Annotated in this window: 21 protein-coding genes and 1 pseudogene; 8 read left to right on the top strand and 14 right to left on the bottom strand. The window is 60.5% G+C overall.

Annotated elements, in window-relative coordinates:
- Positions 1-37 precede the first annotated feature (37 nt).
- The 9 genes from NKJ77_RS15150 to nanR form a co-directional block, all read right to left on the bottom strand.
- On the bottom strand, positions 38-2,011 hold the full coding sequence (locus NKJ77_RS15150) for a D-apionate lactonase family protein (protein WP_081732516.1): 1,974 nt from the start codon (positions 2,009-2,011) through the stop codon (positions 38-40).
- Positions 2,008-3,102 carry an ABC transporter ATP-binding protein gene (locus NKJ77_RS15155; RefSeq protein WP_023833114.1) on the bottom strand — a complete coding sequence of 365 codons (1,095 nt, stop codon included), beginning with the start codon at positions 3,100-3,102 and terminating at the stop codon, positions 2,008-2,010. The genes NKJ77_RS15150 and NKJ77_RS15155 overlap by 4 nt, the downstream gene beginning before the upstream one ends.
- An 11-nt stretch (positions 3,103-3,113) precedes the next feature.
- The gene (locus tag NKJ77_RS15160) at positions 3,114-3,962 is read right to left on the bottom strand and encodes a carbohydrate ABC transporter permease (protein ID WP_023833113.1); all 849 of its coding nucleotides are present in this window, start codon (positions 3,960-3,962) and stop codon (positions 3,114-3,116) included.
- Positions 3,962-4,903 (bottom strand): carbohydrate ABC transporter permease, encoded by a 942-nt coding sequence (locus NKJ77_RS15165; RefSeq protein ID WP_023833112.1) that lies wholly within the window; start codon positions 4,901-4,903, stop codon positions 3,962-3,964. Before NKJ77_RS15165 ends, NKJ77_RS15160 begins: the two co-directional genes overlap by 1 nt.
- An 84-nt stretch (positions 4,904-4,987) precedes the next feature.
- On the bottom strand, positions 4,988-6,643 hold the full coding sequence (locus NKJ77_RS15170) for an extracellular solute-binding protein (protein WP_023833111.1): 1,656 nt from the start codon (positions 6,641-6,643) through the stop codon (positions 4,988-4,990).
- A gap of 120 nt (positions 6,644-6,763) precedes the next feature.
- Complete coding sequence (locus tag NKJ77_RS15175) at positions 6,764-7,816, bottom strand: NAD(P)-dependent oxidoreductase (RefSeq protein WP_023833110.1); 1,053 nt, start codon at positions 7,814-7,816, stop codon at positions 6,764-6,766.
- Positions 7,817-7,830: 14 nt separating this feature from the next.
- Entirely contained in the window at positions 7,831-8,607 is a 777-nt protein-coding gene (locus NKJ77_RS15180; RefSeq protein WP_023726880.1) for an HpcH/HpaI aldolase family protein, read from the bottom strand.
- A 47-nt stretch (positions 8,608-8,654) separates the two neighbouring features.
- Entirely contained in the window at positions 8,655-8,960 is a 306-nt protein-coding gene (locus NKJ77_RS15185; protein WP_023833108.1) for a putative quinol monooxygenase, read from the bottom strand.
- Positions 8,960-9,667: a transcriptional regulator NanR gene (gene nanR / locus NKJ77_RS15190; protein ID WP_023682279.1), complete on the bottom strand. Its 708-nt coding sequence runs from the start codon at positions 9,665-9,667 to the stop codon at positions 8,960-8,962. Before nanR ends, NKJ77_RS15185 begins: the two co-directional genes overlap by 1 nt.
- A 1,105-nt stretch (positions 9,668-10,772) precedes the next feature.
- Between nanR and NKJ77_RS15195 the strand changes: the two genes are divergently transcribed.
- From NKJ77_RS15195 to NKJ77_RS15225, 7 genes are all read left to right on the top strand, one after another.
- The gene (locus NKJ77_RS15195) at positions 10,773-12,410 is read left to right on the top strand and encodes a methyl-accepting chemotaxis protein (RefSeq protein ID WP_023689447.1); all 1,638 of its coding nucleotides are present in this window, start codon (positions 10,773-10,775) and stop codon (positions 12,408-12,410) included.
- Positions 12,411-12,433: 23 nt separating this feature from the next.
- Positions 12,434-12,901 carry a chemotaxis protein CheW gene (locus tag NKJ77_RS15200; RefSeq protein WP_032898240.1) on the top strand — a complete coding sequence of 156 codons (468 nt, stop codon included), beginning with the start codon at positions 12,434-12,436 and terminating at the stop codon, positions 12,899-12,901.
- Entirely contained in the window at positions 12,898-14,139 is a 1,242-nt protein-coding gene (locus tag NKJ77_RS15205; protein WP_031196101.1) for a CheR family methyltransferase, read from the top strand. Before NKJ77_RS15200 ends, NKJ77_RS15205 begins: the two co-directional genes overlap by 4 nt.
- A complete protein-coding gene (locus NKJ77_RS15210) occupies positions 14,139-14,843 on the top strand; it encodes a chemotaxis protein CheW (protein ID WP_023819373.1) in 705 nt (234 codons plus the stop codon). Before NKJ77_RS15205 ends, NKJ77_RS15210 begins: the two co-directional genes overlap by 1 nt.
- Complete coding sequence (locus tag NKJ77_RS15215) at positions 14,840-17,113, top strand: hybrid sensor histidine kinase/response regulator (RefSeq protein ID WP_023833104.1); 2,274 nt, start codon at positions 14,840-14,842, stop codon at positions 17,111-17,113. Before NKJ77_RS15210 ends, NKJ77_RS15215 begins: the two co-directional genes overlap by 4 nt.
- 22 nt (positions 17,114-17,135) lie before the next feature.
- Positions 17,136-18,155 carry a chemotaxis response regulator protein-glutamate methylesterase gene (locus NKJ77_RS15220; protein ID WP_023705673.1) on the top strand — a complete coding sequence of 340 codons (1,020 nt, stop codon included), beginning with the start codon at positions 17,136-17,138 and terminating at the stop codon, positions 18,153-18,155.
- Between the two features lie 64 nt (positions 18,156-18,219).
- The gene (locus NKJ77_RS15225; protein ID WP_023669440.1) at positions 18,220-19,173 is read left to right on the top strand and encodes a response regulator; all 954 of its coding nucleotides are present in this window, start codon (positions 18,220-18,222) and stop codon (positions 19,171-19,173) included.
- Positions 19,174-19,186: 13 nt separating this feature from the next.
- Here NKJ77_RS15225 and NKJ77_RS15230 read toward each other — a convergent pair whose 3' ends face one another.
- The 5 genes and pseudogenes from NKJ77_RS15230 to NKJ77_RS15250 all read right to left on the bottom strand — a co-directional run.
- Positions 19,187-19,876, bottom strand: coding sequence for an RraA family protein (locus NKJ77_RS15230; protein WP_023715423.1), 690 nt, complete (start codon positions 19,874-19,876; stop codon positions 19,187-19,189).
- Positions 19,869-21,041, bottom strand: a complete 1,173-nt coding sequence (locus NKJ77_RS15235; RefSeq protein WP_050588691.1) for an alpha-hydroxy acid oxidase — start codon at positions 21,039-21,041, stop codon at positions 19,869-19,871. Before NKJ77_RS15235 ends, NKJ77_RS15230 begins: the two co-directional genes overlap by 8 nt.
- 68 nt (positions 21,042-21,109) lie before the next feature.
- A complete protein-coding gene (locus NKJ77_RS15240) occupies positions 21,110-22,015 on the bottom strand; it encodes an SMP-30/gluconolactonase/LRE family protein (RefSeq protein WP_023833100.1) in 906 nt (301 codons plus the stop codon).
- Positions 22,016-22,157: 142 nt separating this feature from the next.
- Entirely contained in the window at positions 22,158-22,562 is a 405-nt protein-coding gene (locus NKJ77_RS15245) for an MAPEG family protein (protein ID WP_023682292.1), read from the bottom strand.
- A 194-nt stretch (positions 22,563-22,756) separates the two neighbouring features.
- Positions 22,757-23,305: pseudogene (locus NKJ77_RS15250) on the bottom strand (substrate binding domain-containing protein); the annotation flags it as partial.
- Positions 23,306-23,448: 143 nt separating this feature from the next.
- Here NKJ77_RS15250 and NKJ77_RS15255 point away from each other — a divergent pair.
- Positions 23,449-24,462 (top strand): NADP-dependent oxidoreductase, encoded by a 1,014-nt coding sequence (locus NKJ77_RS15255; protein ID WP_023833097.1) that lies wholly within the window; start codon positions 23,449-23,451, stop codon positions 24,460-24,462.
- The last annotated feature ends 172 nt before the right edge of the window (positions 24,463-24,634 follow it).

A 24,634-nucleotide genomic window follows, 5' to 3' on the forward strand; every position in this document is an offset into this window, starting at 1 on the left:
GACGGGGGTTTGGCCAAACAGCGAACATCGGCTAGGCCTAAGACGATCGATCGAGCTCGACTCGCGCGACGGCGTAGGCGCCAAGCGAGATGATTTGATCACCCAGCGATCTTGCGGAACTTTCCATGAAGTCGGGATCGGTTGCCGCCCGCTCGAACTGCTCGGCGGCGAGAAGAGCAACACGGGCGCTGCTCGGCGCATCCGAAAGCCGCACAGATTGCGTCTCGGCGGTGAGGTTAGCGACCCACAGGGTCACGCGCCGATCTTTTTCAGCTGCGATCGTGGCGACGCCGTCAACGGCGGAAGTTCCTACGGACAGCAAGGTGGCTTCGCCGAGCTTTGAGAGACCAGCCAAGACATGGAAAGCGGGATAGACCGTTGGGCCATCCTGCTGGTCATACCATGGCTGCACGAAATCAGCCTTCCTATGGATTTGGCCAAAGGGGCCGGCGAAGTCACCGAACGCGACGGCCTCGATTCCTTCGCGAGCGCAGGCCGCGAAATATCCGACAGTCCAAGCCGCATTGAACAGCCCGCGCTGACGAGGATCAATGCGCGATAGACAGACGCGAGCGTTCGCTTCATTCGGCGCAGTGGATTTTCCGTATGGGTTCTCACGGCAGCCGAGCTGGATGGGACCGATACGCAGTGGCAAGCGTTCCCCCATGAAAGCATGCGCGGAGTGGATTAGATGGGGGATTGCCTGAAGTGTCTCCATCACCGAGACATCATCTGCGGCGTGCACGCTTGGACAGGTGGTGAAGGTCACGTAGTCGAGCGCTTCGGCTGGCGGACGCTTGCGGTTGAGTTCGGTGAAGTAAGCGGCCATGCCGCCGCCCAGCGCGATGCCCGGGAAAGCCCGGCGAGCGGCGGAGTAGCTTTCGTGGAAGCTGGGCATAGTCGGCCACGGTGCTCCCGGCTGTACGGATGTCATGTCCTGCGCCGGAAATACGGAGACAGCTTCTAGTTTGAGGCCGAGTGAGTGGACAGCATCCGCGACCGGCGCCAATTCGCCGAATGGATCGCGCGTGCCCTTGCTGACAATCTCAAGGACCACGCCAGCGCCGGTCAGCCGTGCGAGCGCGGCGTAGCTTTCTAGTTCGTCCTGGCCGTGTGCGATCCGGAGATCGACCTGGCAGACCATCCACTGGGGAGCCATTCGTCGTAGGAGCTCGGGGGTTTCGAGCGCGTGCTTTGCCTCGTCGGCGGCGACGCCGACGCCAGTGCGGGGCACTCGGCCGACCGGTCCGCCGATCGTCAGGTTGATGAGTGGATTGCGATTTTCAGACGTCCCGGCAGGGAGCGTTCCTGACACGTGAAGCCGGACGGCCTGCGTGAATTTCTGGCCCTTGGGCAGTCTGTAAGGCCACGGGCGACGCAGAGGGCGGACATAGGTTTTATAGGAGGCGTCAGACCAATTGCGTTGATCCTCCATCTCAAAGGCATCACCCTCCATGGTGCATGTCGCCCAGATCCCAGGCGCGATCTCGTGCGACAACGCCCGGATGTCGGTGAACGGACACTTAGGATCGATGTGGTCCGGAAAGAACGATAGCTCGTCGTGACCATCCTCATGCAGCACCCTTATCGGCTTGCCGGCCAAGGCCTCGATCGGATGAAGGACGACGAAGCCGGTCCGGTTCGTCAAAAGGTCGGTCTCGGGCTCTGCCTCCGCCACAAACGACAGCGCACCATCGCCACGGCCTGAGACGCGCGCCCGGTAAATCAGGCGGCCGGATGTTGCAGCACATGTTGCACGGTATTCAATGGCGAACGCATCCGGCCTCTCGTCGATCCGCAGATCATCGAGAACGGTGGTACATGTTCCCCAGTTTTCGTCCCGTACAAGAAACGAGATTCCGCGCAAGACCTCGATCGTCCCGATGCGGATGTAACGCAACGCCCCATTGTCGAACGCGACCGACAAGGATCCGGCGCGCAGTGTGCGCAGCGGTGCCTCGAGCTGTTCGGTGCCACACAAGCGGACTGCCAGGGAAGCTGTCGAGGTCAAATTGCCCGCTCCGTCGTGGCGTCGAAGATCGAGGCCCGGTTCATGTTGATGTCGATCGCAAGCTTCTCGCCCGGACGGCTGACATCGTGCGCCTGCAGCTCAGCCATCACCGGCGCGCCGGCCAGTCGGAATGTCGCGTAGCTGCGCGAGCCGGTCGGCTGCAGCAGGTCGATCGTTGCCTCATAGCGAAACGTGCCCTGCTCCGGCGTTGCAGTGTGCGCACGAGTGAGGTGTTCTGGCCTCAACCCGAGCAGCACCTGCTGTCCGTCCGCGACGCCCTTCAGCCCCCTGCCGCGCGCTAAAGGCAGCAGTGCATCCGCGAGCCGGATGGCAGCGGCGCCTGCGTCCAAGGCAAGGGTACCTGGCAGGAAGCTCATCCGCGGCGAACCCAGGAACCCAGCGACGAACGTTGAGGCCGGGTGCTCGAACAACTCGAGTGGCGCGCCCTGCTGCTCTATCAACCCGTCGCGCATCAGCACGATGCGGTCAGCCAACGTCATCGCTTCGATCTGGTCATGGGTGACGTAGATCATCGTTGTCGCAATGTCCTGGTGAAGGCGTTTGATTTCGCCGCGCATTTCGTCGCGAAGTTGTGCGTCGAGGTTGGACAGCGGCTCGTCGAACAAAAAAATGCGGGGGTTGCGGACTATGGCGCGGCCGATGGCGACGCGCTGGCGCTGGCCACCTGACAATTGGCGCGGAAAACGCCCCAGCAACGGAGTGATGCCAAGCATGCGTGCCGCCTCGGCGACGCGCAACTCGACCTCTGGCTTCGGCATCTTGCGAGCCTTGAGGCCAAAGCCAATGTTCTTGGCCACGCTCATATGCGGATAGAGCGCATAATCTTGAAACACCATTGCCACGTCGCGATCGCGCGGCCGGAAATCATTAACCACCTCGCCGCCAATCTCGATCGTGCCTTGTGAGCTCTCCTCCAGTCCTGCGATGGTCCTCAGCAGAGTGCTCTTGCCGCAACCGGAGGGCCCAACCAGGACCGTGAACTCGCCGTCGCGGATGTGGAGGTCAATGCCGCGCACGGCATGGAATGCGCCGTAGCGCTTGTGCAAGCCGGTAATTCTGACTTCGGCCATGCCTTCCCTTCCTATCCGCGAACGGCGCCGAGCGTCAGCCCGCGCACAAGATGTCGTTGAGCAAGCACTCCAAGGGCGATCGACGGCACAAGGGAGACGATGGCAAGGGCCGCGGCTTCGCCATATTGCGCGCCCTGGAAGCCGATGAAGGCGCGGAAGACCGTTGGCAGCGTAAAGGCAGTTCGGCTGGTCAAGATCAGAGCGAAGAAGAACTCCGTCCAGCATGCAATGAAGGCGAAGACAGCCGCCGCGACGATGCCCGGTGCTGCGAGCGGCACGGCAACGCGCCAGAACGCCTCCCATCTCGTGCAGCCATCGACGAGGGCCGCCTCCTCCATCGACTTCGGCATGCCGCGGAAATAGGCGAACATCATCCACACCGAGACCGGCAGCGTGAAGACCGTATAGGCGATGATCAGGCCGACATGAGTGTCGTAGAGCCCGACCTGGCGATAGATCAGGAACACCGGCAGCACGATCCCGATCGGCGGCAAAAAGCGCTGCGACAGCACCCAGAAAGACAGATGCTTGCCGCCGGTGTCGTAGCGCGCCAGGCTATAGGCCATCAGCGTGCCGAGCAGCGCCGAAAGCACCGTGGCCGAAAGCGAAATAATCAGGCTGTTGACGAGCCCGTCGAGACCACGATAGGCGAACAGCGCAGCTTTGTAGTGGACAAGCGTCGGAGCGGCGGGGAACCAGACAGGCGGTACGGTGAGGTAGTCGTCGCTGGGCTTGATGGAGGTGTTGAACATCCAGTAGAGCGGCCACAGCACGAACACCAGGAAGAACCCCAGCAGCAGAATTCGGCCGATCGGCAACGACCGGCGTTTCCTGCGGCGGGCGGGCGCGACGGCGGCCATCAGACCGGTTCTACCTTCAAGAGCCGACGCACCAGCAACGTCACGATGAGCGCCGTAAAGATCAGGAACAGCCAACTTCCTGCTGTTGCCTGCGACAGATGAAACTGCGTGAAGCCGATGGTATAAAGATAATAGGAGGCCGTGTAGGTTTGTGTTCCCGGGCCACCCCCTGTCATGATGAAAATGGTATCGAACATACGGATTGCGTCGAGCAGACGGAAGGTCAGCGCCAGCAGCATCATCGGCCCGAGATGCGGGAGCGTGATCGCCCAAAAAACCTGCCAGGCGTTGACGCCGTCGAGTTCTGCCGCCTCATAGAGATTGGGTGGGATTGCGGTCAGCCCGGCGAGCAGGATGACGAACATGAACGGCGTCCACTGCCAGACATCGGCGATGATCAGCGAGACGTAGAGCCACGGGCGCTCCGTCATCCAGCCGATCGTAACCTCCTGCCCCAATAGTTGCGTCAGGATATAGTTCGTCGGTCCGAAAGGCCGCTGTAAAAGCAGCGTCCAGGCTTGGCCGACGATGACCGGGCTGATGAACAGCGGCACGATCAGGATCGACATGATCACACCGCGGCCCGGAAAGCTGCGCACCATTGCCAGCGCCACCAAGAGGCCGAGAACGAATTCTATAGCGACGCTGATGCCCGACAGCGATGCTGTCAGCAACAGCGACCAACGTGCTACGGGATCGAACACGACCCGCTCGAAGTTCTTCAATCCGACAAAGGCGTGGCCCGGCACCTGGAAGTCGTAGTTGATGAAGGATACCACCAGCGAGAACAGAAGCGGATAGATCGACAGTGCCAATATCAGCAGCACAGCGGGGGCGACCAGCAGCCACTTGAAATGACGGTCTGCCCATTGGGCAAAGGCAGACAGCCGGGGCGGTGCGCCGGCGGCCTTCAAATGACGGATCGTGGCTGTGGGCTGCATAGGCGTATCCTATCGCCGCTTAGCGGGGAGGTGTTGCGAGCCAAGCGCCCGCAACACCAATTGCTCCAGAGAGTCCGCCTCCCTTCAGAGGGTGACCGCCATGCCAAGTTTTTCCACCGTGTTGTCGGCGGTGGCGCCAGGCAGTTTCAAGAACTCGGTGTAGAAGCCCTTCTGCGAATCCACACCCAGTCGGTCGGTCGTCTCGTTCCACTCGGCGGCCGCCGTTTCAAGCGATGCCTTCGGATCCGCACCAGCCCACACTGCCGTGCACATGCGATCGATGCTCAAGAAGTAGTCCTGCGCGCCTGGCATGATCGGGTCGAGCAGACCGACATTTGCCGAGTTGTTGAGGTTGGCAAGGTACTCCTTGGCACTCGGGAAGAGCGCGCCGTAGAGCTCGGACTTGAAGTGCGAGATGCGGTACGGGTCGCGTAGCGCGTAGGGCAGCATGCAACGTGCCAGCGAGACGGGTGGCGAGCATACCCATTGCATGAACAGATATGCCGCCTCGGGGTTGGGCGAGTCGGCCGACAGTGCCTTGTTGTAGCCGGTGGCATGTTCCGGATTTCCCGGAACCACGGCATAGCCGACCTTGCCGGCGATCTGAGACTGCGGAATGAAGTTGATTGCCGTGGCCGACTGCGAATAGTTCGCCGCCATACGGCCGCTAGGAGGCCAGGAATAGATCATCGCGACTTTGCCGGTCAGGAAAGCCGCCCACAAGGAGACGGCGTCGAGCTCGTTGTTGCCGGGGATCGAGGCCTTGTTTGCGGCGAGCATGTTTGTCAGCGTCTTGACGCCGGCATCCGAAACCAAACCTGCCTCCATGTCGTCGCCGAAGAGTTTTCCGCCGTTGGCCCGGTACTGCTGCAGAAAGTCGAACTGATTGCCGGGGCTGCCCGCCTTGCGGAAATGTCCCGCGCCATAGACCTTTGGCGCCATCTGGTCGGTGATGAACTGGGCGATCTGGGCATATTCTTCCCATGTCTTGGGCGGTCCAAGCTTGGCGTTGAACTTCGCCTGGTAAGCCTCCACCATTTTCGGATCCTCGAAGATGTCCTTGCGGTAGTAGAGAGCGAACATGTCGCCGTCGTCGAAGAACCCCCAGATCTTGCCCTTGTAGGTCGGCAGCGCCTTGTACAGAGGATGATAGTCCTCGAGGTCTGCCGGGTTCATGTATTTGGCGATGTAGTCGTCTAGAGGGGCGATGACGCCGCCATCGGCAAGCGACGGCGTCCAGGCCGGCGAGATGTCGAGGACGTCATAGGCACCCGAGCCGGCGATGTGCTCGGCGACCGCCTTGGAGTACTGGTCCGGGTTCGACAGTTCGACGACATTCGACTTCATCCCGGTAAGCTGCTCCCACATCGGACCACTGAAATTGCGCGGGTCAAGTGCCTGCAGGCCAGCCTCGTAGGTCATGTTGAGGGTGACGCCCGAATGCGCCTTGGCCGCCTCCGCCGCGCGAAAGGCGGAACCGTCCGGAGGCCCTTCCTTCGATGCTTTTAGGGCTGCGGCCTGCGCCTGGCCGAGCGGCGACGTGGCGTCCGCCAATTCCAATGTTTGCTGCGCCAGCGCCCAATCGGTCATCATCCCCAGCAGCGGGCCGGACACGGCCAACATGCCGGTCATCTGACCGAAGCGGGTGATGAAAGTTCGGCGGGTGGTTTCGCCGCGCATGAAGGCGTCGACCTCTGCTTCGAGACCTGCCTGAAACTCACGTTTTTCATGATCGTTCATAGTGCTTGGTCCTCCCATTTTCCATTTGCTTCACTCGTCCGCCGGCGCAGCGGTCAAGCATTTCCTCCCGTAAGGTCGCCGCGAAGAGGCCGCGGCGGCGCGCCGAAAATCAGTGTCCTCCTAGATTCCAAAGCGGGCGGCGAGCCCAGACAGCCTGGTCTTCCACAGCTCGCTCGAAAGCACCTCGCGATTGACCACGCCGCGCGGCTCGCGACCGCGCTGCACCTCCATTACCGCTTTGACGTCGGCGGCACCGTTGCCGGCAAAGCACTGGTCGGTCCAGCAAAGCGCGTGCGGCGTCAGGATGACATTGTCGAGTTTGAGGATCGCATCGTCTGCCTCGGGAGGCTCTTGTTCCAGCACGTCGAGACCGGCGCCGGCGATGCGGCGCTCCTGCAGCGCTTGCGTCAGCGCTTTCTGGTCGACGATCGGGCCGCGCGCGGTGTTGATCAGGTAAGCTGTCGGCTTCATCAGGGCGATCCGCTCGGCATTGACGATGTGGTGGGTCTGGGGCGACAGGGGGCAACTCACCGACAGCACGTCGGCGCGGTGAAACAGATCCTCCAGCCCGACCAGCTCGACGCCCAGGTCGGCAGCGACCCCCTTGTCGGCAAACGGGTCATGGGCAATGAATTGCATGTCAAAGGGCCTCGCCAACCGGAAGACCTCGGCACCGATATTGCCGATGCCCAGCGACCCAAGCGTACGCCCGACGAGGCCGACCCCCATATGTTCGGAGCGCTTCTCAAAACCAACAGAGCCTTTGCGGGTGAGCGCGTCCTTTGTCAGCAGCTTGCCGGTCAGTGCCAGCATGAAGGTGATGACGGATACGGCGACGGGCCGTCGCACGCCATCGGGCGTGATGACCAAGGCAATACCGGCTGCGGTGCATGCCTCAACGTCGACAGTGTCGTAGCCGACCCCGAAGCGGGCAACGACGGCCAGGCGGCCGCTCCTGGGGACGCTCGTGGCATCGAAACGATGGGCGAGGAGGACCAGCGCATCGAAATCCTCAAGTTGGTCGGCGCGAAGCGGACTGTTTGACTCCAGGAACACCATCTCGACACCTGTCGCATTGCGCAGCGGCTCCAGATCGAAATCTGGGTAGGTCGGCGAGCCGTCCGGCCTGCGGAAATCACCGGAAAGCGCCACCCTGAATTTCACGCTGTCCATCGTCTCCTCCGCTCCTATTGGCACCCGGCCCGGATCTTGGAAACCGCGTCGGCGATCGCGTCGTGCAGGACCCAAACGTCGCCTGAATAACAAATGAAATCGAAGCCCTGTGCGTAGAACTCGTGTCCCTGGGCGACGTTGGGCACCAAGCGTCCAAGCGATTTGTTGTGCTTCTTGGCGGCGGCAACGATTTTGGCCATTGCAGCAGTGAAAGTGGGGTGGGCGAAGTCGCCAGGAATGCCGAGCGAGACGGACAGATCGAAATGTCCAACCCACAGACAATCGACCCCGTCCAGTCCCGCGATGCCATCAATGTTCTTGACGCCGTCGGCGGTCTCGATCAGGCAGATGAACGTCGAGCGCTTGTTGGCGGCCTCGAATTTATCAGCGACCGAGCCTGGCCGGTAGCGGTCATGAGCGATCTGCAGCGCCACGCCGCGGGCGCCGGCAGGGTGGTACTTCATGGAATTGATGATGTGCTGCGCCTGTTCGACGCTGCTCACCATCGGCGCGATCAGGCCTTCGGCGCCCATATCCATGGCGCGGGCAAGGAAGTGGTAGTCCTGCGATGGCACACGCACCATGACCGGCAGGTCAGCCGCCTCGAAATAGCGAATCGCACTCTTCAGCGTCTCCAAGCTAAATCCCGAATGCTCCATGTCGAAAAAGACGAAATCGCAGCCAGCGGACTTCAGGATGTGACCGATTCCCGGCGTCGCGAACTCGGCGACGAGCGTACCGAGTTTGACCCGCCTGTGAGAAGCTAACGCCCTGAGACTTGGCTCCGACATGCACTTCCTCCCGTTTGCCCCAATGGGCCAATCCGCCTATGTTCGCTTCAATGCGTGGCTTCAAGAACGAGGTCGCAGGTCGTCACCAACTTTGTCACGACGAGCGGCGCGCTCTGCGTATTGAATTCGTCGAAATGAGCGGTGCGGCAGTGGTCCTCGAATGCGGCCTCGCTTTCGTAAATCTCATAGAGCAGGACCCGATCCGCTTCGCCGCGCGCCTCCGTCACGTCAAAGCGGCGACAGCCGGCCTCGGTGCGCATCGAGGCGGTCGCATTGGCGTCGACAAGTTCTCGGAATCTGTCCCGGGCACCAGGCCTCAGGCGGAAATCGACCCAGACGACAAATCCGGTCATCACTTGGGCCTCGCAAGTTGCAGATACCGCTTGGCCACATATTCGAGATGGCTGCGCATGGCCGTCTCTGACGCGTCTGGATCGCGCGCGGCGACGGCCTCGAAGATTTCGCGATGAGCCTGGTAAGCCTTGCGGTCTTCACCCTTGGCCAATGTGGTGCGACGCTGTTCGAGCAACCATTCAGCCAAGGCCGCGTGAATAGCTGTAAAGATCCGATTGCGGGTGATTACCGCCAGCACGTAATGGAAGTCTACGTCCGTGCGCTCGAAGCGCGCCAGATCGCCGATCGACTGCCGGTTGAGTTCGAGCGCCTCCTTGAGGCTGTCAATGTCTTCCGGGGTAGCATGCACAGCGGCGTTGCGGGCAAGACCGACCTCGAAAAACAAGCGCGCGCTCTGGAAGTCGTGAACGCCTCCCGGCGCCGAAATCATGTGCCGAGCCGGCCCTGAAAGGGCGTCAATCACGAATTGAGGAGTGGGTCGAGTGACGCGGGCACGCTCCCCCGATTTTACCTCGACAAGGCCCATTTTGCTCAGATGCAGCAGCGCCTCACGGATGGAAGGCCGCCCTACACCGAACTGCCGCATGAGTTCCCGTTCAGATGGGAGACGGTCGGCTTCGGCCAACTCTCCCTCTCGGATCATCCGTTCGAGGTGCGCTGCCACCTCGTCCGAAAGCTTCCGCTGCTTGATCAGAACTCCGATCATGTGGCATACCTGTTATACCAATCAGGTACGTTATGATCCCATAGCACCCTTGTCAACGATGTCTAAGCATCCGGTAGCCGAGCCGTTTAATCACTCCGCCGAGGCGTCCTTTGCACACGCCTTCAACGTCTTCACCAAGGATATCGGTGACTTGAGGAGCGCGAGCACACTCTGCTCGGTGTTCCGATCGGGGACCGTCTTCGAACCCTGGGTCGGGTGGTCAGTTTCAACTGCGGTGTGGACCGCAGTGAGTGCCACCGGGCCGTGTGCTGGCCGAGACCTACCCAACCGCCTGCTTATGAGCTGCAACATGAGCCCTCGATGGCAAAGTAGACCTCGACCTGAGCAAGACCCGCGAATGGAAGTGGGGTTCACAGCCGAGGCGGAAAACGCGAACTCTCGCTGGTGGACCCATTTGGCAATACGCCTGCTCCATCTCGTAATCTTTTTGCGCCGCCGCAATGCCGCAAAGGAAGGTGGTGTCGGGTCAGTTCTCTCTAGGCTCCAGAGCGCTCGTCACGTTGTGCCCATCCTCGTGCGGTGGGCGGCCGCCGCTTGAGGATGCGCATTTGAAACTGGTTTTCTCAAGATCTTTTAGTCCTGAGGGCCTCAGGCGGGGGCGCTTGCCATTTAGTTATCGTCACCTGCAAATGCCGAACCCGCACTCGACGCGAATCTACGCGCTGGCCAGTTTGCGACATCTGGTTTCGGCGATTCCGCTTTCAGTAGCGACGATCATGCTGGACGGCTGATATGAGGCGCGTTCCCGCCTGGCAGCTTAGGGGCAGCAAGCAGGACGTCGGCTTTCTTGCCTCGACCTGGCCTAAGCAGTCATTCAATTCGTGGCCTCAAGCAGCTCATCCACGCTCCTCCTGACGCGGCGTGCCATCCAGCCGATCTCGGGCTGATGTGCGTGGACGGCAGTCGTCCTTTGACCACCGCTTCTGGCGGCGCCGATTGGCGAGCCGCCTCGCCATCATTAGCTATGGAACGGAAAAGAAACCATTCAGCATCAGACTACCGCTTTTCGACGCACCTTTTCGAATATGTCGGAACGAGCGCTTGTCGCGCAGCCCACGATGCCCCCCATTGGTGAACCGGTTCCATGAAGAGTCTGACAATACGCCACCGCATCCTCGTCAGTTTCGCAGCCGTTCTGGTGGTCATGTCCGTGATAGCCCTCATCGCGTACGCCTGGTTTCTTCAGGCGGGGGAGGAGGCGACTGAGGTCGAGAAGGGCATCCTTCCGGACCTTTATCACAGTACCGAGATCATGACGGGCCAGATGGCGGCCCATAGTCTGCTTCAGGAATATGCCCTTCAGGACAACCCGTCAGACAGAAGCACGGTTGAAAACGCGATCACGACCAATCGCAACCAGGTGCAGCGGTCGATGGACGACTATGAGGCAACGATCGTCTCCGATATCGACAAGCAGAATTATGCAGCCGTCAAACAACTCGCCAACCAATTCCGTCTGGCTGAAACTGCTGTGCTGGAAACAAGCCGGGCTGCCTTGTCGAAAGGTGAAACTCCCAATGAAAGCCCAGCTATCAAGAACGAAGTAGAGCCGATCTTTGTAAAATTGCAGTCCGCTCTGCAGGCCATGGTTGAGGATCACAGAGGCGAGGCAAACAGCGCGACGCAGCGGATCAGCTCGATCGTCAGAACGGCCGAAGTCGGTTTGAGCGTTGGCTTGTTGATAGCCCTCGGGCTAGCCCTTCTTTTGGGTTACCAGCTGTTTCGCGCCATTACAGGTCCGCTCACCCGTTTGGTCGACGCGGTTCAATTGATGCGGCAAGGCGACTTCAGCGAACGGCTCGATCTGAGGCGCCGAGACGAATTCAGCGTGCTTGCCGACGGCTTCAACGCAATGGCGGACGATCTCACAACCCTCATTGGTCAGGTTCAAAGGTCCAGCATACAGGTCGGCACGTCGATAACTGAGATCGCCGCCACCTCCAAGCAACAGCAGGCAACTGCGACTGAAATCGCAGCGACCACAACAGAAATCCGAGCGACAGCCAAGGAAATCTCCGCCACATCAAACGAACTGGTCCGCACGATGAACGAGGTCTCCACAGTTGCCGAACAAACCGCTGCCGTGGCTGGCGGGGGGCAAGCGGGGCTGACCCGTATGGAAGAAACCATGCAGCAGGTCATGGAAGCGGCTGGCGCGATCAATTCCAAACTGGCGATCCTGAGCGAGAAAGCCGGCAGCATCAATCAGGTGGTGACGACCATCACCAAAGTGGCCGATCAAACGAACCTGTTGTCGCTCAACGCTTCCATCGAGGCGGAGAAGGCAGGCCAATATGGCCGGGGTTTTGCAGTGGTGGCGACGGAAATCCGAAGGCTCGCGGACCAGACAGCTGTCTCCACCTACGATATCGAGCAAATGGTCAAGGACATCCAGTCGGCAGTCGCGGCCGGGGTGATGGGCATGGACAAGTTTTCCGAGCAGGTCCGTCGGGGTATGCAGGACATCCAGCAGGTCGGCGGGCAACTCTTCGAGATCATTCAGCAGGTTCAGGGGCTGGTGCCACGTTTCGAAGTCGCCAATGAAGGCATGCAAGCACAGGCGACCGGCGCGGGGCAGATCAGCGACACGCTAACCCAGCTAAGCGAGGCAGCTCAGCAAACAGTCGAGTCCCTTCAGCAATCGACGCTCGCGATCGACGAGCTCAATCAAGTCTCAGGCGGCATGCGAAGTAGCATATCGAGGTTCAAGCTACGAGCATAGCGAGCCGGCAGTAGGAGGTGACAATGCTATTCCTCGCCTTCAGCATGGGTCCGGATCGCTACTTGATCGATGTCCACAAAATTGAAGAGGTGCTGCCCTATATCGACGTGAAAGTTCTTCCGGGTGCGCCAACTGGTGTGGTGGGTTTGGTCAGCTATAACGGAATACCCATCCCCCTGATCGATGTCACCCTTCTTGCGCTTGGCCGACCATCGGAGCGCCTGTTGAGCACCCGGATCGTTGTGACGCGCTATCCGGCGGATGATGGCGAGCGACGCCTGCTGGGGCTGATCGCGGAACGGGTGACGGATACGATCGAGCGAGACCCGGCCGATTTCGCGCCGTTCGGACTGGAACCAGGAACCCCGCCCTATCTTGGGCCGGTGGCTTCCGATGGTTTGGAGATCATTCAGTGGGTCAAAGTGGAAGCGCTGCTTTCGGACGAGATTCGTACCGCTTTGCTCCGCCAGGCGGCAATAGGTGATCAATGACCGGAGCAATAGAAAAGCTCCTGACGGAAACCATTGGACTGGACAGTGCCAGCGTTGGTCCGACAGTGGTTCGTCAGGCGGTCAGAGAACGGATGGAAGCATGCCGGATAACCAACCCTCAGGCCTATAGGCAATACTTGGCCGGTTCCTCGCAGGAGCTGCAGGAGCTGATCAATGCGGTGGTGATCCCAGAGACCTGGTTCTTTCGTGACCGAGAAGCGTTCACGATGCTGGCGCGGCATGCGCGCGCGCACAAGCCTGCTCAGCCGATAAGAATCCTGAGCCTGCCATGTTCAACCGGCGAAGAGGCTTACTCGGTCGCCATGGCCATGTTCGATGCCGGCTTTGAGGCGCATGAGTTCAAGATCGATGGCGTGGACGTCAGCAGCCGCAATATCGCGACGGCTGAACACGCCATCTATGGCCGCAATTCGTTTCGCGGCAGCCATTTAGAATTCAAGGATCGCTATTTCGAAGCGGCCGAGGGCGGGTTGCGGCCTGTTGCTGGGGTGCTGAAACAGGTTCGGTTCATGGTAGGAAACCTGTTCGGTTCTCACGCGCCTTTCGGGCAAGAGGTCTATGACATCCTGCTTTGCCGCAATTTGCTGATCTATTTCAATCGAGAGCTGCAGGATCGCGCATTGATCTGCCTGAAGGACCTGCTGGCCAAAGACGGACTTCTTCTGGTCGGTCCGGCGGAAGCAGCTCTTCCAAGGGTGCATGGCTTTCTTTCCGCTGAATGGCCATTGGCCTTCGCCTTTCTGAAATCGGAGCCCGTCAAGACCACGGCGCCAAAGGTTTCGGCCGCCGTCCCGGTGCGGACGCCAAGCCCTAAGGTCAACAAGAGCGAGCCTCTTCGTCCGTTCCGACCGACAATTGGCAATGAAGGCCGCGGGCAGGCTCCGGCCAAGCCGCTTGCACACGCCTCGGAAAGCCTCATCGCGGTTGAACGGATCGCCAATGCAGGACGCGTAAAGGAGGCACAGGAGGTCGCCCTGGCGCATCTCAGGGAGTTCGGTCCTTCCGCAGAAATCTTCTACCTGCTGGGCCTCGTCCAGGATGCGGATGGTTCTGCACCCGAAGCCGCGCAAAGTTATCGCAAGGCGCTCTATCTCGCGCCAAATCATCGAGAAGCTCTTGTCCATCTGGCCTTGCTGCTTAGCAAGCAAGGCGACCATAACGGCGCCGAGGCGCTGGCCGGCCGGCTGGGTCGGGTCCAGAAAAGGAGCGGCAGTTGATGGCGGCTTCGACAAGGATCGCTCAGCCGGTGGAGGAGATCGAAATCAACGACTGCTGGCGGCAAATAGGCGTACGGGGTGACAAGTCATGTCCGCTACTAGAGCAGCATCTCCACTGCCGCAATTGCCCGACCTACAAGAAGATCGCACGACGCCTCCTCGACCGTGCAGCTCCCTCGGCATCTCGCGACGAATGGCCTGACAACGCTGGTCGTGCAGGGATCGATTCGGCAGACAGCGACGCGCTGCAGACGGCCGTTCTCTTCCGTTTGGGGGAGGAATGGCTGGCACTTCCGGTCGGTATTTTTCATGAAGTGGCTGAATCTCGTCGCGTTCATTCACTTCCACATCGCAGGAACAGTGCACTGCTCGGCATTGCGAATGTCCGTGGTGAATTGCTCATTTGCCTGTCCCTGGCCGAATTGCTCGGGATAGACGAGCGCAAGGAAGGGGAACAAGGCACACGAACCAAGGTATTTCGCCGCCTTGTCGTGGTAGGCGAGCGCGACAAGCGGGTTGCTTTTATGGTTGATGAGATCCACGGCTTACATCGGTACCAGGAACGCGACACTCTCGCTGTTCCGGCCATGATTGGCAAGGCACTGTCGGCCGCTACGGTTGCCGTGCTGCCATGGCAAGGACGAGCCGTTGGCTGTCTCGATCCACGACAACTGCTCACGATGCTGGATCGGAGCATCGCATGACAGATGAAGACTTCAGCCAGGTTTCGATGCTCAGCCTCTTCCAGGCCGAACTGGAGACGCAGTCACGGGCTCTAACCTCTGGACTTCTGGCACTCGAACGCGATCCTATCGCCGCCGACGCCCTGGAAGCATGCATGCGTGCCGCGCATTCTCTGAAAGGAGCTGCCCGCATCATCGACCTGATGCCCGCAGTCAAAGTTGCAAATGCGATGGAAGACTGCCTGGTCGCAGCGCAACGCGGGCATCTGAGGGTGCGACGGGAGCATATAGATGCGCTTCTGCAAGGTTCTGACCTTTTGAAATTGATCGCATCGGGATCATCGAGCGAGAGCGCCAACTCAGAAGTCGAAACCTTTCTCGCGAAGTTCGAGGGGTTGTCCCTCCCCCAGGCAAAGCCCGGGCCCCAAGATTCTGCAGCTGATTTCGCAACTCCAGATCATGCCCAGGAGCAACTGACGACGAGCTCTTCCGCGAACCTCCTCGTTGCGGCGGTACCGCAAGCCCACGGCAGCATCGGCTCTGATAGAATGGTTCGGGTGACGGCAGACAGCCTGAACCGATTGCTCGGGCTGGCTGGCGAGTCGCTGATGGAAGCTCGGCGGCTCAGGCCATTCGCTGACGGGCTGCTACGGCTGAAGCGACTTCAATCGGACCTCGCAAGTGCGTTCGACAATCTCCATGCAGTGCTGCCGCCGGTTTCAAACGATGCGGCGGTGGTGGAGGCGCTGGCTGAAGCGCAGCGAAAGCTTCGGTTGAGCCAAGCGTTCCTGGCGGAGCGTTTCGATGAGTTGGATTCAGTGGATCGGAAAGCGACCGATCTTGCCAACAGATTGTACGACGAAACGTTGGCGAGCCGGATGCGGCCTTTTGAGGACGGCGTGCGACACTATGCGAGAATGATCCGCGACCTCGGTCGTACCCTTGGCAAGCGGGTGCGACTGGAGATCGTAGGCGGCTCGACCGGCATCGACCGCGATATCCTCGAGCAGCTCGATGCCCCTTTGGGGCACCTTCTGCGCAACGCTGTAGACCATGGGCTTGAACCGCCTGAGGAGCGCTTCGCGATGGGCAAACCCGAAGAGGGGCTCATCAGGCTCGAAGCGAGGCACAATGCCGGGCTGCTGCAGATAGCCGTGGTGGACGACGGCAGGGGGATAGAGCTCTCGAAGCTGCGCGAGACCGTCGTCGCCCGGCAACTTGCAACCAGGGAAAGTGCTGAAACACTCAGCGAAAGCGAATTGCTCGCGTTTCTGTTTCTGCCAGGCTTTTCCATGAAAGCGGGCCTTACCGACGTCTCAGGTCGCGGTGTGGGGCTCGATGCAGTGCAAGCCATGACGAAGGAAGTCCGGGGAGTCGCAAGCGTCTCCTCAGAATTTGGCCACGGAACCCGATTTCAACTGCAATTGCCGCTGACACTGTCGGTCCTCCGCACGCTGCTCGTCGATGTCGATGGAGAGCCCTATGCTTTTCCACTCGCTGCCATTTCCAAGACTTTGAAACTGCAACGGACGGAGATCAACGTCCTGCAGGGCCGGCCGCATTTTCGATTGAACGATCGACAGATCGGGCTGGTCACCGCTCGCGAGGTGCTCGATCGAGGTGAGCCCGGATCGGAACCGAACGAACTATCGGTCGTCGTCGTGGATGCGGGTCGGGGCGATGCGTACGGCCTGATCGTTGACCGTTTTCTCGGGGAACGCGAGTTAGTGATCAGACCTCTCGATCCACGGTTTGCCAAGATCAAGGACATCAGCGCAGCGGCCCTGATGGAAGACGGTTCGCCTGTTCTGATCTTCGACGTCGACGATCTGATCCGATCGGTGGAAAAGCTTGCATCGTCCAGCGGATTTCGAGCTCTTCGGCGCGCCGCGGGCGGTCCCGAAGCGAGCAGGCGCAAGCGCGTGCTCGTGATTGACGATTCACTGACGGTTCGCGAACTCCAGCGCAAGATGCTCGGCAATTACGGTTATGAGGTCGAAGTGGCGGTAGACGGCATGGACGGGTGGAATGCCGTCCGGTCTGGTCCTTTCGATCTCGTCGTCACCGACATCGACATGCCTCGCATGGATGGCATCGAGCTGGTGAGTTTGATCAGAAAGGATGCTGATCTCAAGAACACACCCATTATGATCGTTTCATACAAGGATCGGGAAGAAGATCGCGCGCGCGGGCTCGACGCAGGTGCGGACTATTATCTGACCAAGAGTAGTTTTCAGGACGAGGCGCTGATCCATGCCGTCGTGGACATGATTGGCGAGGCGGCTGAATGAGATCGAGATTGGAAGCCAGCGAATGAGAATCGGCGTAGTTAACGACATGCCGATGGCGGTTGAACTTCTGCGTCGACTGGTTCTGTTGACCGGCGAACATCAGGTCGCGTGGATCGCGACTAATGGGCGTGAGGCGGTCGAGGTCTGCAGACGTGATCTGCCGGATCTGATACTCATGGATCTAGCGATGCCAGAGATGGACGGCGTGGAAGCGACCCGCAGAATCATGGCGGAAACCCCGTGCTCAATCTTGCTGGTGACCGCCAGTATCGAAGCCAACCTCGCCGGCGTCTACGAAGCAATGGGTCATGGCGCGCTTGACGCAGTCGATATTCCGTCAGTGGGCATCGAAGGCAACGCGTCCTCGCAATCCGCCCGGCTTTTGACGAACAAGATACTAACGATAGGCAAGCTGATCGGTGATGCGCCTACCCAGGCAAAAAGGCGGATGTCACGTGCGGCTGAGCCGTCAACTCGACGCCTGATAGCAATCGGCGCCTCTGCGGGCGGGCCGGCTGCCGTTGCCGCAGTCCTGAGCGCGTTTCCCGTTGATTTTGGCGGCGCGATTGTGCTCGTCCAGCATCTCGATGCTCAGTTCGTTCCAGGCCTTGTTGATTGGCTAGGGCAGCATACACGTCTCCCGATCCGTCCGGCGGGGGAAAGGGATAGCCCTCAAGCGGGCACCGTTCTCGTTGCCAGTTCTGCGGATCATCTGGTTTTCAAGTCAGCTCAGCAACTTGGCTATACGCCCAGCCCCAAGGACAATGTTTATCGGCCGTCCGTAGATGTGTTCTTCGAAAGTGCGGCGCAATGGTGGCCTGGCCCGGTGATTGGTGTTCTGCTCACAGGCATGGGCAGGGATGGTGCGCGCGGGCTGAGACAGCTCCGTGACAAGGGGCATCTCACAATCGCGCAGGATAGAGCAACCAGTGCCGTCTATGGCATGCCGAAGGCCGCCGCCGACATCGGCGCGGCTGTTGATATTCTTCCTTTGGGTGCGATCGGCTCACGTATAATCGAAGCCTGCGAGCGCTCCACGTGAAAGGCCCCTTCCGATGACGCAAGAACCAGAGTTGGTCCCGCCACTCGCAGATAACTATTCATCCATGGTTCTGCTCATCGATGATCAGATCATGGTTTGCGAGGCGGTCAGGCGCGCTCTAGCCAACGAGCCCGATATTTCCTTACACTTCTGCACCGACCCGTTGAGAGCGATGACGGTCGCGGATGAGGTAAAGCCAACCGTTATCCTGCAGGATCTCGTGATGCCAGGGGTCGATGGGCTGCATCTGGTGCGAGAATACAGGAAGCATGCGTCGACACGCGCGGTGCCAGTCATTGTGCTGTCGAGCAAGGAAGATCCAGCCACCAAGGGCGAAGCCTTCGCTGCGGGCGCGAACGACTATCTCGTCAAACTGCCGGATCGTATCGAGTTGATTGCACGCATTCGATATCACACGCGGGCCTATCTGGATCACGTCCAGCGAGACTCGGCACACCGAGCGCTGAGGGAAAGCCAGCGACAGCTGATCAGTGCAAATCTAGAGCTTGAACGTCTGACGCGGATCGATGGCCTGACGGGTCTCGGCAACAGGCGCTATTTTGACGAATATCTGGCGGCTGAATGGAAACGCGCTTTTCGCGCACAGTCCCCACTGTCGCTGTTGATGATCGATGCCGACAACTTCAAACGATACAACGATACCTATGGCCATATGGCCGGCGACGATGTGCTCAAGCAAATCGCCCGCGTAATCCAGAGCGGTTCCGGCCGCTCCACCGATCTCGCTGCGCGGTACGGAGGCGAAGAGTTCGTCATCGTGTTGGTCGACACTATACTGGAACAATCCAGTGCGATCGCCGAGCGGCTCGTCCAGAGCGTGCGGGAGTTGAACATACCCCACGGCCCGGATCGCGTGACCATCAGCGTCGGCGTCGCAACAGCGGTGCCCACCGAGAACGAGACGCCAAACGATTTCGTCAATGCCGCCGATTTGGCTCTGTTTCGTGCCAAATCGGAAGGACGAAATCGTGTTGCGCTTCATATGTCCCGCAGCTAGAGAAGCTCACATCTCAGTCAACGAAGCGCGCCCTGTTCGATTTGAGGACGACCTTGGCAAAGTCGGGCACTTCAAGACCTTGGCGCACGAGCGCATCAAGTGCCTGCTCGGACGCCCTGATGGCGGCGAGCCGCGCCAGCACAGTCTCAGCCTCCAGGCGGGGGACCACGGCGATACCGTCCCGGTCGCCGACCAGTATGTCTCCCGGCGAGATAGTCACTCCTCCAAGCACCACCGGGAATCCGACCGTGCCTGGACCATTGCGCGCAGGCGAATTCGCAATGACCCCGGCACAGTAGACCGGCAACCCGACAGCCTCGATCCCGACAACGTCGCGCACGAGGCCATCAGTGATGAAGCCGGCGACGCCCTTGTTGCGCGCCATGCCGAGCACGAGATCGCCAGTTACCGCCGTACCGGCAAAGCTGTCGGTGGAAGCGACGATGACGTCGCCACTTGCTGCGGCATCCAGTGCTCCAAACAGGGCGAGGTTGTCGGCGGGGCCGCAGTGACAGGTCACGGCGACGCCGACCATCGTCGCAGTAGCTGGCGACAGTGGCTTGATCGCATAATGCAAGGCGCCGCGTCCCCCCATCGCGTCTACGACCTGGCTAACCGGCACGCCCGCAAAAGCACTGATGATTTCTGCTGCGGGCCGTTCGAAACGGCGCTTGATGGTGAGCAGTGGTGGGTCTTCAATCATGTAGCGGCCCCATTCCCTGAACGAACGAAATACAGTCCGGCCCGAGGTCGCGCAGGCTCCGCGCGCCCATCAGTCCCATGACGCGGTCGATCTCCTTGCGGTAGAGTTCGAGCACGTGGCGTACCCCCTCCTCGCCGGCGACCGCGAGCCCCCACAACTGCGGCCGCCCGATCAGACAGCACGAGGCGCCGAGCGCCAGCGCCTTGACGACGTCGGAGCCTCGCCTGATGCCGCCATCGATAAGCACCGGTATGCGGCCTGCGACAGCCGCGACAACCGCCGTCAACGCGTCCAGCGATGCGGCGGCGCCGTCAAGCTGACGGCCCCCATGATTGGATACGATGATGCCGTCGATTCCCCGCGCTACAGCCTCGGCGGCTTCGCTGGGATGCAGGACGCCTTTCAGCAACAACGGTCCGGACCAGACAGTGCGCAGCCAGTCGACATCGGCCCAGGAGAGTCCGGGATCGAGCATTGCGGCCATGCGGCCCGCCAATGCACCGACCGTCGCCGTATCCCCGGGGCGCGCGTAGTTGCCGAAGGTCAGTTTCGGGAGTCGGGTGCGCATACGAAGAAGCCACGCCGCCTTGGTGGCGGCCGCGAGGGTTCCGGCCAAACCGAAGCGCGGCGGGATGGCAAAACCGTTGCGGATGTCGCGTTCACGGTTGCCAAGCATCTGGTTGTCGATGGTGAGCACCAGCGCGTCGTAGCTTGAGGCACGCGCCCGATCCACCATTTCTCGGGTGAAGCCGCGATCGGTATAGACGAACACCTGCATCCACCGTGGGCTACTTCCGGTGGCTGCTATATCCTCCAGCGTGCAGACCGATCCGTGGCTGGCGCAGTAGAATGTCCCTGCGGCCGCTGCGGCTCGGGCGGCTGCGCGCTCGCCGTCGGGCCAGAACAGCCCAGCCAGGCCGGTTGGCGCGATGCCCAGCGGGATGGCAAGTTTCGCGCCGAAGAGGTCAAGGGAAAGGTCTCGCGTCGTTGCACCGTTGAGTGGTCGCGGCAGAATGGCAACCTCGTTAAAAGCTTGCTCGTTCCGGCGCAGCGTTCGCTCATCCTCGGCACCGCCATCGGCGAAGTCGAACACCGGGCGTGGCAAAGTCCGCCGCGCGGCGACGCGGACCGCGGCCACGCTGTACAGGCACTTCAACGCCGCCATCGAAGCAGACGATGCCGCACCGCCGGCACCGCGGTCATCGCCTGTGTTTGAGGCGGACGAGGAGCTACTCACGGTTGCTTTCCGCCGATGCGACCATGATGCGTCGGTCCACCGCCTCCCGGAACACGCACGCAGGAGAGTGTTCCCTCAAAGGAGGGATCGCTGCCGGTCGCCAGCACGCCGGCATTTGTCACCCAAAGCATCTCGCCCGAGAAGACGCAGTTGGTCGTTGCCTTGCCGCAGACGAAGAAACCCTCCGCTGTCCCGTTGGGCTTCAGAACGTGAATGCCGTTGGCGGCAATATCCGTGACATAAAGGCGGCCATCGGCTCCGACCTTCAGCCCGTCCGGGATCGGATTGGCCCCAGGCAAGCGGCCCAGGTCTTCGACGCAACCATCCGGACGCTGCCGCTTGACGCGACCCGTATAGGACTCCCCCCAAATGATCGAGCCGTCGGCTTCGATCGCCACACCATTGGGGAACGTCGGATTGTCGAAACCGAGAGCAAGGTACGCACTGCCGTCGGGGTTGACGGCAAAGATGTAGCTGGGGTCCGGGTTCCCCGGGTTGTATGTGCCGGGATCGCTAAAGATAAGCCGGCCGTCAGCAGCAAATACAAGATCGTTTGGACCATTGAGCCGAATGCCTGCGACTTCGCTTAGCAGGATTTCCGGCTTTCCGCCTTCGGCAACCCGCTGGATGGATGGTGTCGTCATCTCCGCGGCCCGCCAAGGTCCGGTCGTGCCGCCGTTTTGGCAGACATAGAGCAGGTCATCCGATCCAAGAACACAGGCGTTGGGCGCTCCGGCAACATACGCTAATTGGCGAGCACTTCCGTCGCGATCTATGGCCGTCAGCTGGCTTCGATAGCTTTCGACGATGACAATTCGGCCATCGGGCAGCACCGTCGGGCCCTCGGGCCAGCCAAGGCCGGTCGCGACAACCTCGACGGCCAGCTTTTCAACCTCGTTCATCGTGCGACCCCCAGAACGGCAGCCTATCAAGATTTGTTGAGCATAATCCAGCCTGGCGGTCACATGACCCGGCGACTCGAAAGATAACTAGACTGACGTGCGCGTTAGGTGGCCCACTTTTGCGTCGGGGCTCCGCCACTCTTCAGATCAACAGCAACCAGCACCAATACGCACCAATCACCATTTGCACAGCGAACGCGGTGAACCTGAGACTGACCGCGAGTTGGCTGGTTGAGACGAGGTGGATCACCGACTGCACTATACGTGCGCCTAACATCGTGGAGGCCAAGGGATCCGTGACATCTGTCTTTGAAATGATGATCGCGACTCCGAGCAGACCTCCGAAGATTGGAAGCCCTTCAATGCAGTTGGCGTGGGCACGGGCTAACCTCCGCATAAACGGGGAGAGGGCTCCGTTATCTGGCGTAAAGCCGTTTGCCGGGACTTGCCCAGAGATCACCAGGTAGCTCCGGATAACTTCCATCACGATCAGCAGGGCCAGCGCCCACGAGATGAAGCCAGTCAATGCGTAAGCACTCGCCGACATGTGCCCTCCCCGTTGCTAGCACTCTAGGTCGTTGTAGCCGATCAACTAGTCTAATGCTATTCGACGAGGAGGGGCGGCCTGTAGTGGGGCCGAAACGGAATAGCAGCTTTTGGACGTTGTGCCCGGAATAGCTGCCGTTCAGCCAATCAGCAGGATTGACCGCTTTCGCCCTTTAGCGACCCTTCCGCGCCAGATCAGTCGATGCTTGAAGCTGCCATTCGCAGAGTGAAAGCGGCGTCGAGCATGGTCAGAAAGGCGCGCACGGCGGGGTTGGCGCGTCGGCTTGCCGGCCAGAGCACGGTGACATTGTTTCGCTCGACCGCGAACGTGGACAGCACTGGGACCAGTTCGCCGCGCTTCACATAGGGAGCCGCCATGAAGGAGGCGCCTATGCCTATCCCACCGCCGGCTGCCAGCATGATGAGCACGGCATCGCTGGCATCGGCGACCACACCGGAATTGGGCACGATCTCGATTTCACGGTCGCCAATCCGGAAGGGCCAGCGAAAGGCCTGGCCTGTGCTCTGATATCGAAGGTTGACGGTGTCGTGCCCTTCCAGGTGATCGGGATGGGTCGGTGTGCCGCGTTCCTCGAGATAGGCTGGCGAGGCGAAGCAGCAAAGCCGATGGGGTGCGATCTTGCGTGATAGTAGCCGGGTGTCAGCCAGATCACCGATGCGTATGGCGACATCGATCCCTTCCTCGATCATGTCCACCATCTAGTCACCCAGCCTGAGATCGACGATCAGGTTCGATGATGCCAGTGAGCCGATCCAAAGTGATATGTTCCGCCATGGCATTACTTAACCGCCATCGGCACCGATTATCAACCGGCGGTCATGCCGCTAGATTCGCTCCAATGACATGGATGAGCGGAGATTTCACCATGAGCGATAAGATGAAGGCAGTCCGTCTGCACGCATTCGGTGGTCCCGAGATGCTGGTGTACGAAGACGCGCCTAGGCCGGGTGTGAAGCCCGGCGAGGTGCTTGTCCGAGTCCAGGCGGCCGGGCTTAATCCGCCCGACTGGTATCTGCGGGATGGCTATCGCGCACTGCCGCCAGAGTGGCGACCCAACGCGTCCTTCCCACTGATTCTCGGCACGGACGTGTCGGGCGTCATTGAAGCGGTTGGCGCTGACGTCGCTGAGTTCAGCATCGGTGACGAGGTCTACGCAATGGTTCACTTCCCCGATAACTTGATGACGGGTAGCAATGCCTACGCGCATTATGTCAGTGTGCCGGCATCGCATGTTGCGTTGAAACCAGCCGGCATCGACCATATTCATGCGGCTGGTGCGCCGATGTCGCTTCTGACGGCATGGCAGTTCTTGATCGAACTTGGCCACGACGAGCCGAATCCGTTCCAGCCCTTACCGCATGAGCCGGTGCCCCTCGACGGCAAGACGGTGCTCATCAATGGTGCCGGAGGCGGTGTCGGGCATCTGGCCGTCCAGTTGGCGAAATGGCGGGGCGCGCGCGTCATCGCGGTGACATCGGCCAAGAACGAGGCGCTGATGCGCGATCTTGACGTGGATCAATTCATCGACTACAAGACAACCGCGGCGGAAGATGTCGTTCGAGACGTCGACCTTGTCCTCGACGCGGTGGGCGGCGCGGACATGGAGCGCTTCTTCCATGTTCTGAAGCCGGGCGGCGCGCTGTTCCTGGTCAACCCACTGGGCTTCGCTGGTCACGAAGAGACAGAGAGGCTGGGGATCACGGTCTCATCCACACAGGTTCGATCCAATGGCGCGCAGTTGGGAAAAGCCGCCCGCCTGCTCGACGACGGCCTTGTGCGTGTCGTCATCGACAGCACATTCCCGCTGGCCGAGGCATCGCGCGCACATGAGCGCGCCGCCGACGGCAGTATTCAAGGCAAGATCGTGCTGGCCGTCTGAATTGTTGCTTTCAGTCCGACCGACCATCGGGAGTGCAGACGATCGGGCGCGATTACGCCGTTTAGCCGACGAAGACCACCGACCGACGTCCGAACCGGATAGATAGGTAACAGAATGGACCGATAGCATGGGTGACAGTTTTCTCCTTCGCCGGGAGGACCGGCGATGGTTT

This window comes from Mesorhizobium sp. M0052 (assembly GCF_040323255.1).
Lineage (GTDB): Bacteria > Pseudomonadota > Alphaproteobacteria > Rhizobiales > Rhizobiaceae > Mesorhizobium.

What these genes read in the sequence shown, in the direction of transcription:
- NKJ77_RS15155 (WP_023833114.1), bottom strand. Translation starts at nt 3,102, where the DNA reads ATGGCCGAAGTCAGAATTACCGGCTTGCACAAGCGCTACGGCGCATTC.
- NKJ77_RS15160 (WP_023833113.1), bottom strand. Translation starts at nt 3,962, where the DNA reads ATGGCCGCCGTCGCGCCCGCCCGCCGCAGGAAACGCCGGTCGTTGCCG.
- NKJ77_RS15165 (WP_023833112.1), bottom strand. Translation starts at nt 4,903, where the DNA reads ATGCAGCCCACAGCCACGATCCGTCATTTGAAGGCCGCCGGCGCACCG.
- NKJ77_RS15170 (WP_023833111.1), bottom strand. Translation starts at nt 6,643, where the DNA reads ATGAACGATCATGAAAAACGTGAGTTTCAGGCAGGTCTCGAAGCAGAG.
- NKJ77_RS15175 (WP_023833110.1), bottom strand. Translation starts at nt 7,816, where the DNA reads ATGGACAGCGTGAAATTCAGGGTGGCGCTTTCCGGTGATTTCCGCAGG.
- NKJ77_RS15180 (WP_023726880.1), bottom strand. Translation starts at nt 8,607, where the DNA reads ATGTCGGAGCCAAGTCTCAGGGCGTTAGCTTCTCACAGGCGGGTCAAA.
- NKJ77_RS15185 (WP_023833108.1), bottom strand. Translation starts at nt 8,960, where the DNA reads ATGACCGGATTTGTCGTCTGGGTCGATTTCCGCCTGAGGCCTGGTGCC.
- nanR (WP_023682279.1), bottom strand. Translation starts at nt 9,667, where the DNA reads ATGATCGGAGTTCTGATCAAGCAGCGGAAGCTTTCGGACGAGGTGGCA.
- NKJ77_RS15195 (WP_023689447.1), top strand. Translation starts at nt 10,773, where the DNA reads ATGAAGAGTCTGACAATACGCCACCGCATCCTCGTCAGTTTCGCAGCC.
- NKJ77_RS15200 (WP_032898240.1), top strand. Translation starts at nt 12,434, where the DNA reads ATGCTATTCCTCGCCTTCAGCATGGGTCCGGATCGCTACTTGATCGAT.
- NKJ77_RS15205 (WP_031196101.1), top strand. Translation starts at nt 12,898, where the DNA reads ATGACCGGAGCAATAGAAAAGCTCCTGACGGAAACCATTGGACTGGAC.
- NKJ77_RS15210 (WP_023819373.1), top strand. Translation starts at nt 14,139, where the DNA reads ATGGCGGCTTCGACAAGGATCGCTCAGCCGGTGGAGGAGATCGAAATC.
- NKJ77_RS15215 (WP_023833104.1), top strand. Translation starts at nt 14,840, where the DNA reads ATGACAGATGAAGACTTCAGCCAGGTTTCGATGCTCAGCCTCTTCCAG.
- NKJ77_RS15220 (WP_023705673.1), top strand. Translation starts at nt 17,136, where the DNA reads ATGAGAATCGGCGTAGTTAACGACATGCCGATGGCGGTTGAACTTCTG.
- NKJ77_RS15225 (WP_023669440.1), top strand. Translation starts at nt 18,220, where the DNA reads ATGGTTCTGCTCATCGATGATCAGATCATGGTTTGCGAGGCGGTCAGG.
- NKJ77_RS15230 (WP_023715423.1), bottom strand. Translation starts at nt 19,876, where the DNA reads ATGATTGAAGACCCACCACTGCTCACCATCAAGCGCCGTTTCGAACGG.
- NKJ77_RS15235 (WP_050588691.1), bottom strand. Translation starts at nt 21,041, where the DNA reads ATGGCGGCGTTGAAGTGCCTGTACAGCGTGGCCGCGGTCCGCGTCGCC.
- NKJ77_RS15240 (WP_023833100.1), bottom strand. Translation starts at nt 22,015, where the DNA reads ATGAACGAGGTTGAAAAGCTGGCCGTCGAGGTTGTCGCGACCGGCCTT.
- NKJ77_RS15245 (WP_023682292.1), bottom strand. Translation starts at nt 22,562, where the DNA reads ATGTCGGCGAGTGCTTACGCATTGACTGGCTTCATCTCGTGGGCGCTG.
- NKJ77_RS15255 (WP_023833097.1), top strand. Translation starts at nt 23,449, where the DNA reads ATGAGCGATAAGATGAAGGCAGTCCGTCTGCACGCATTCGGTGGTCCC.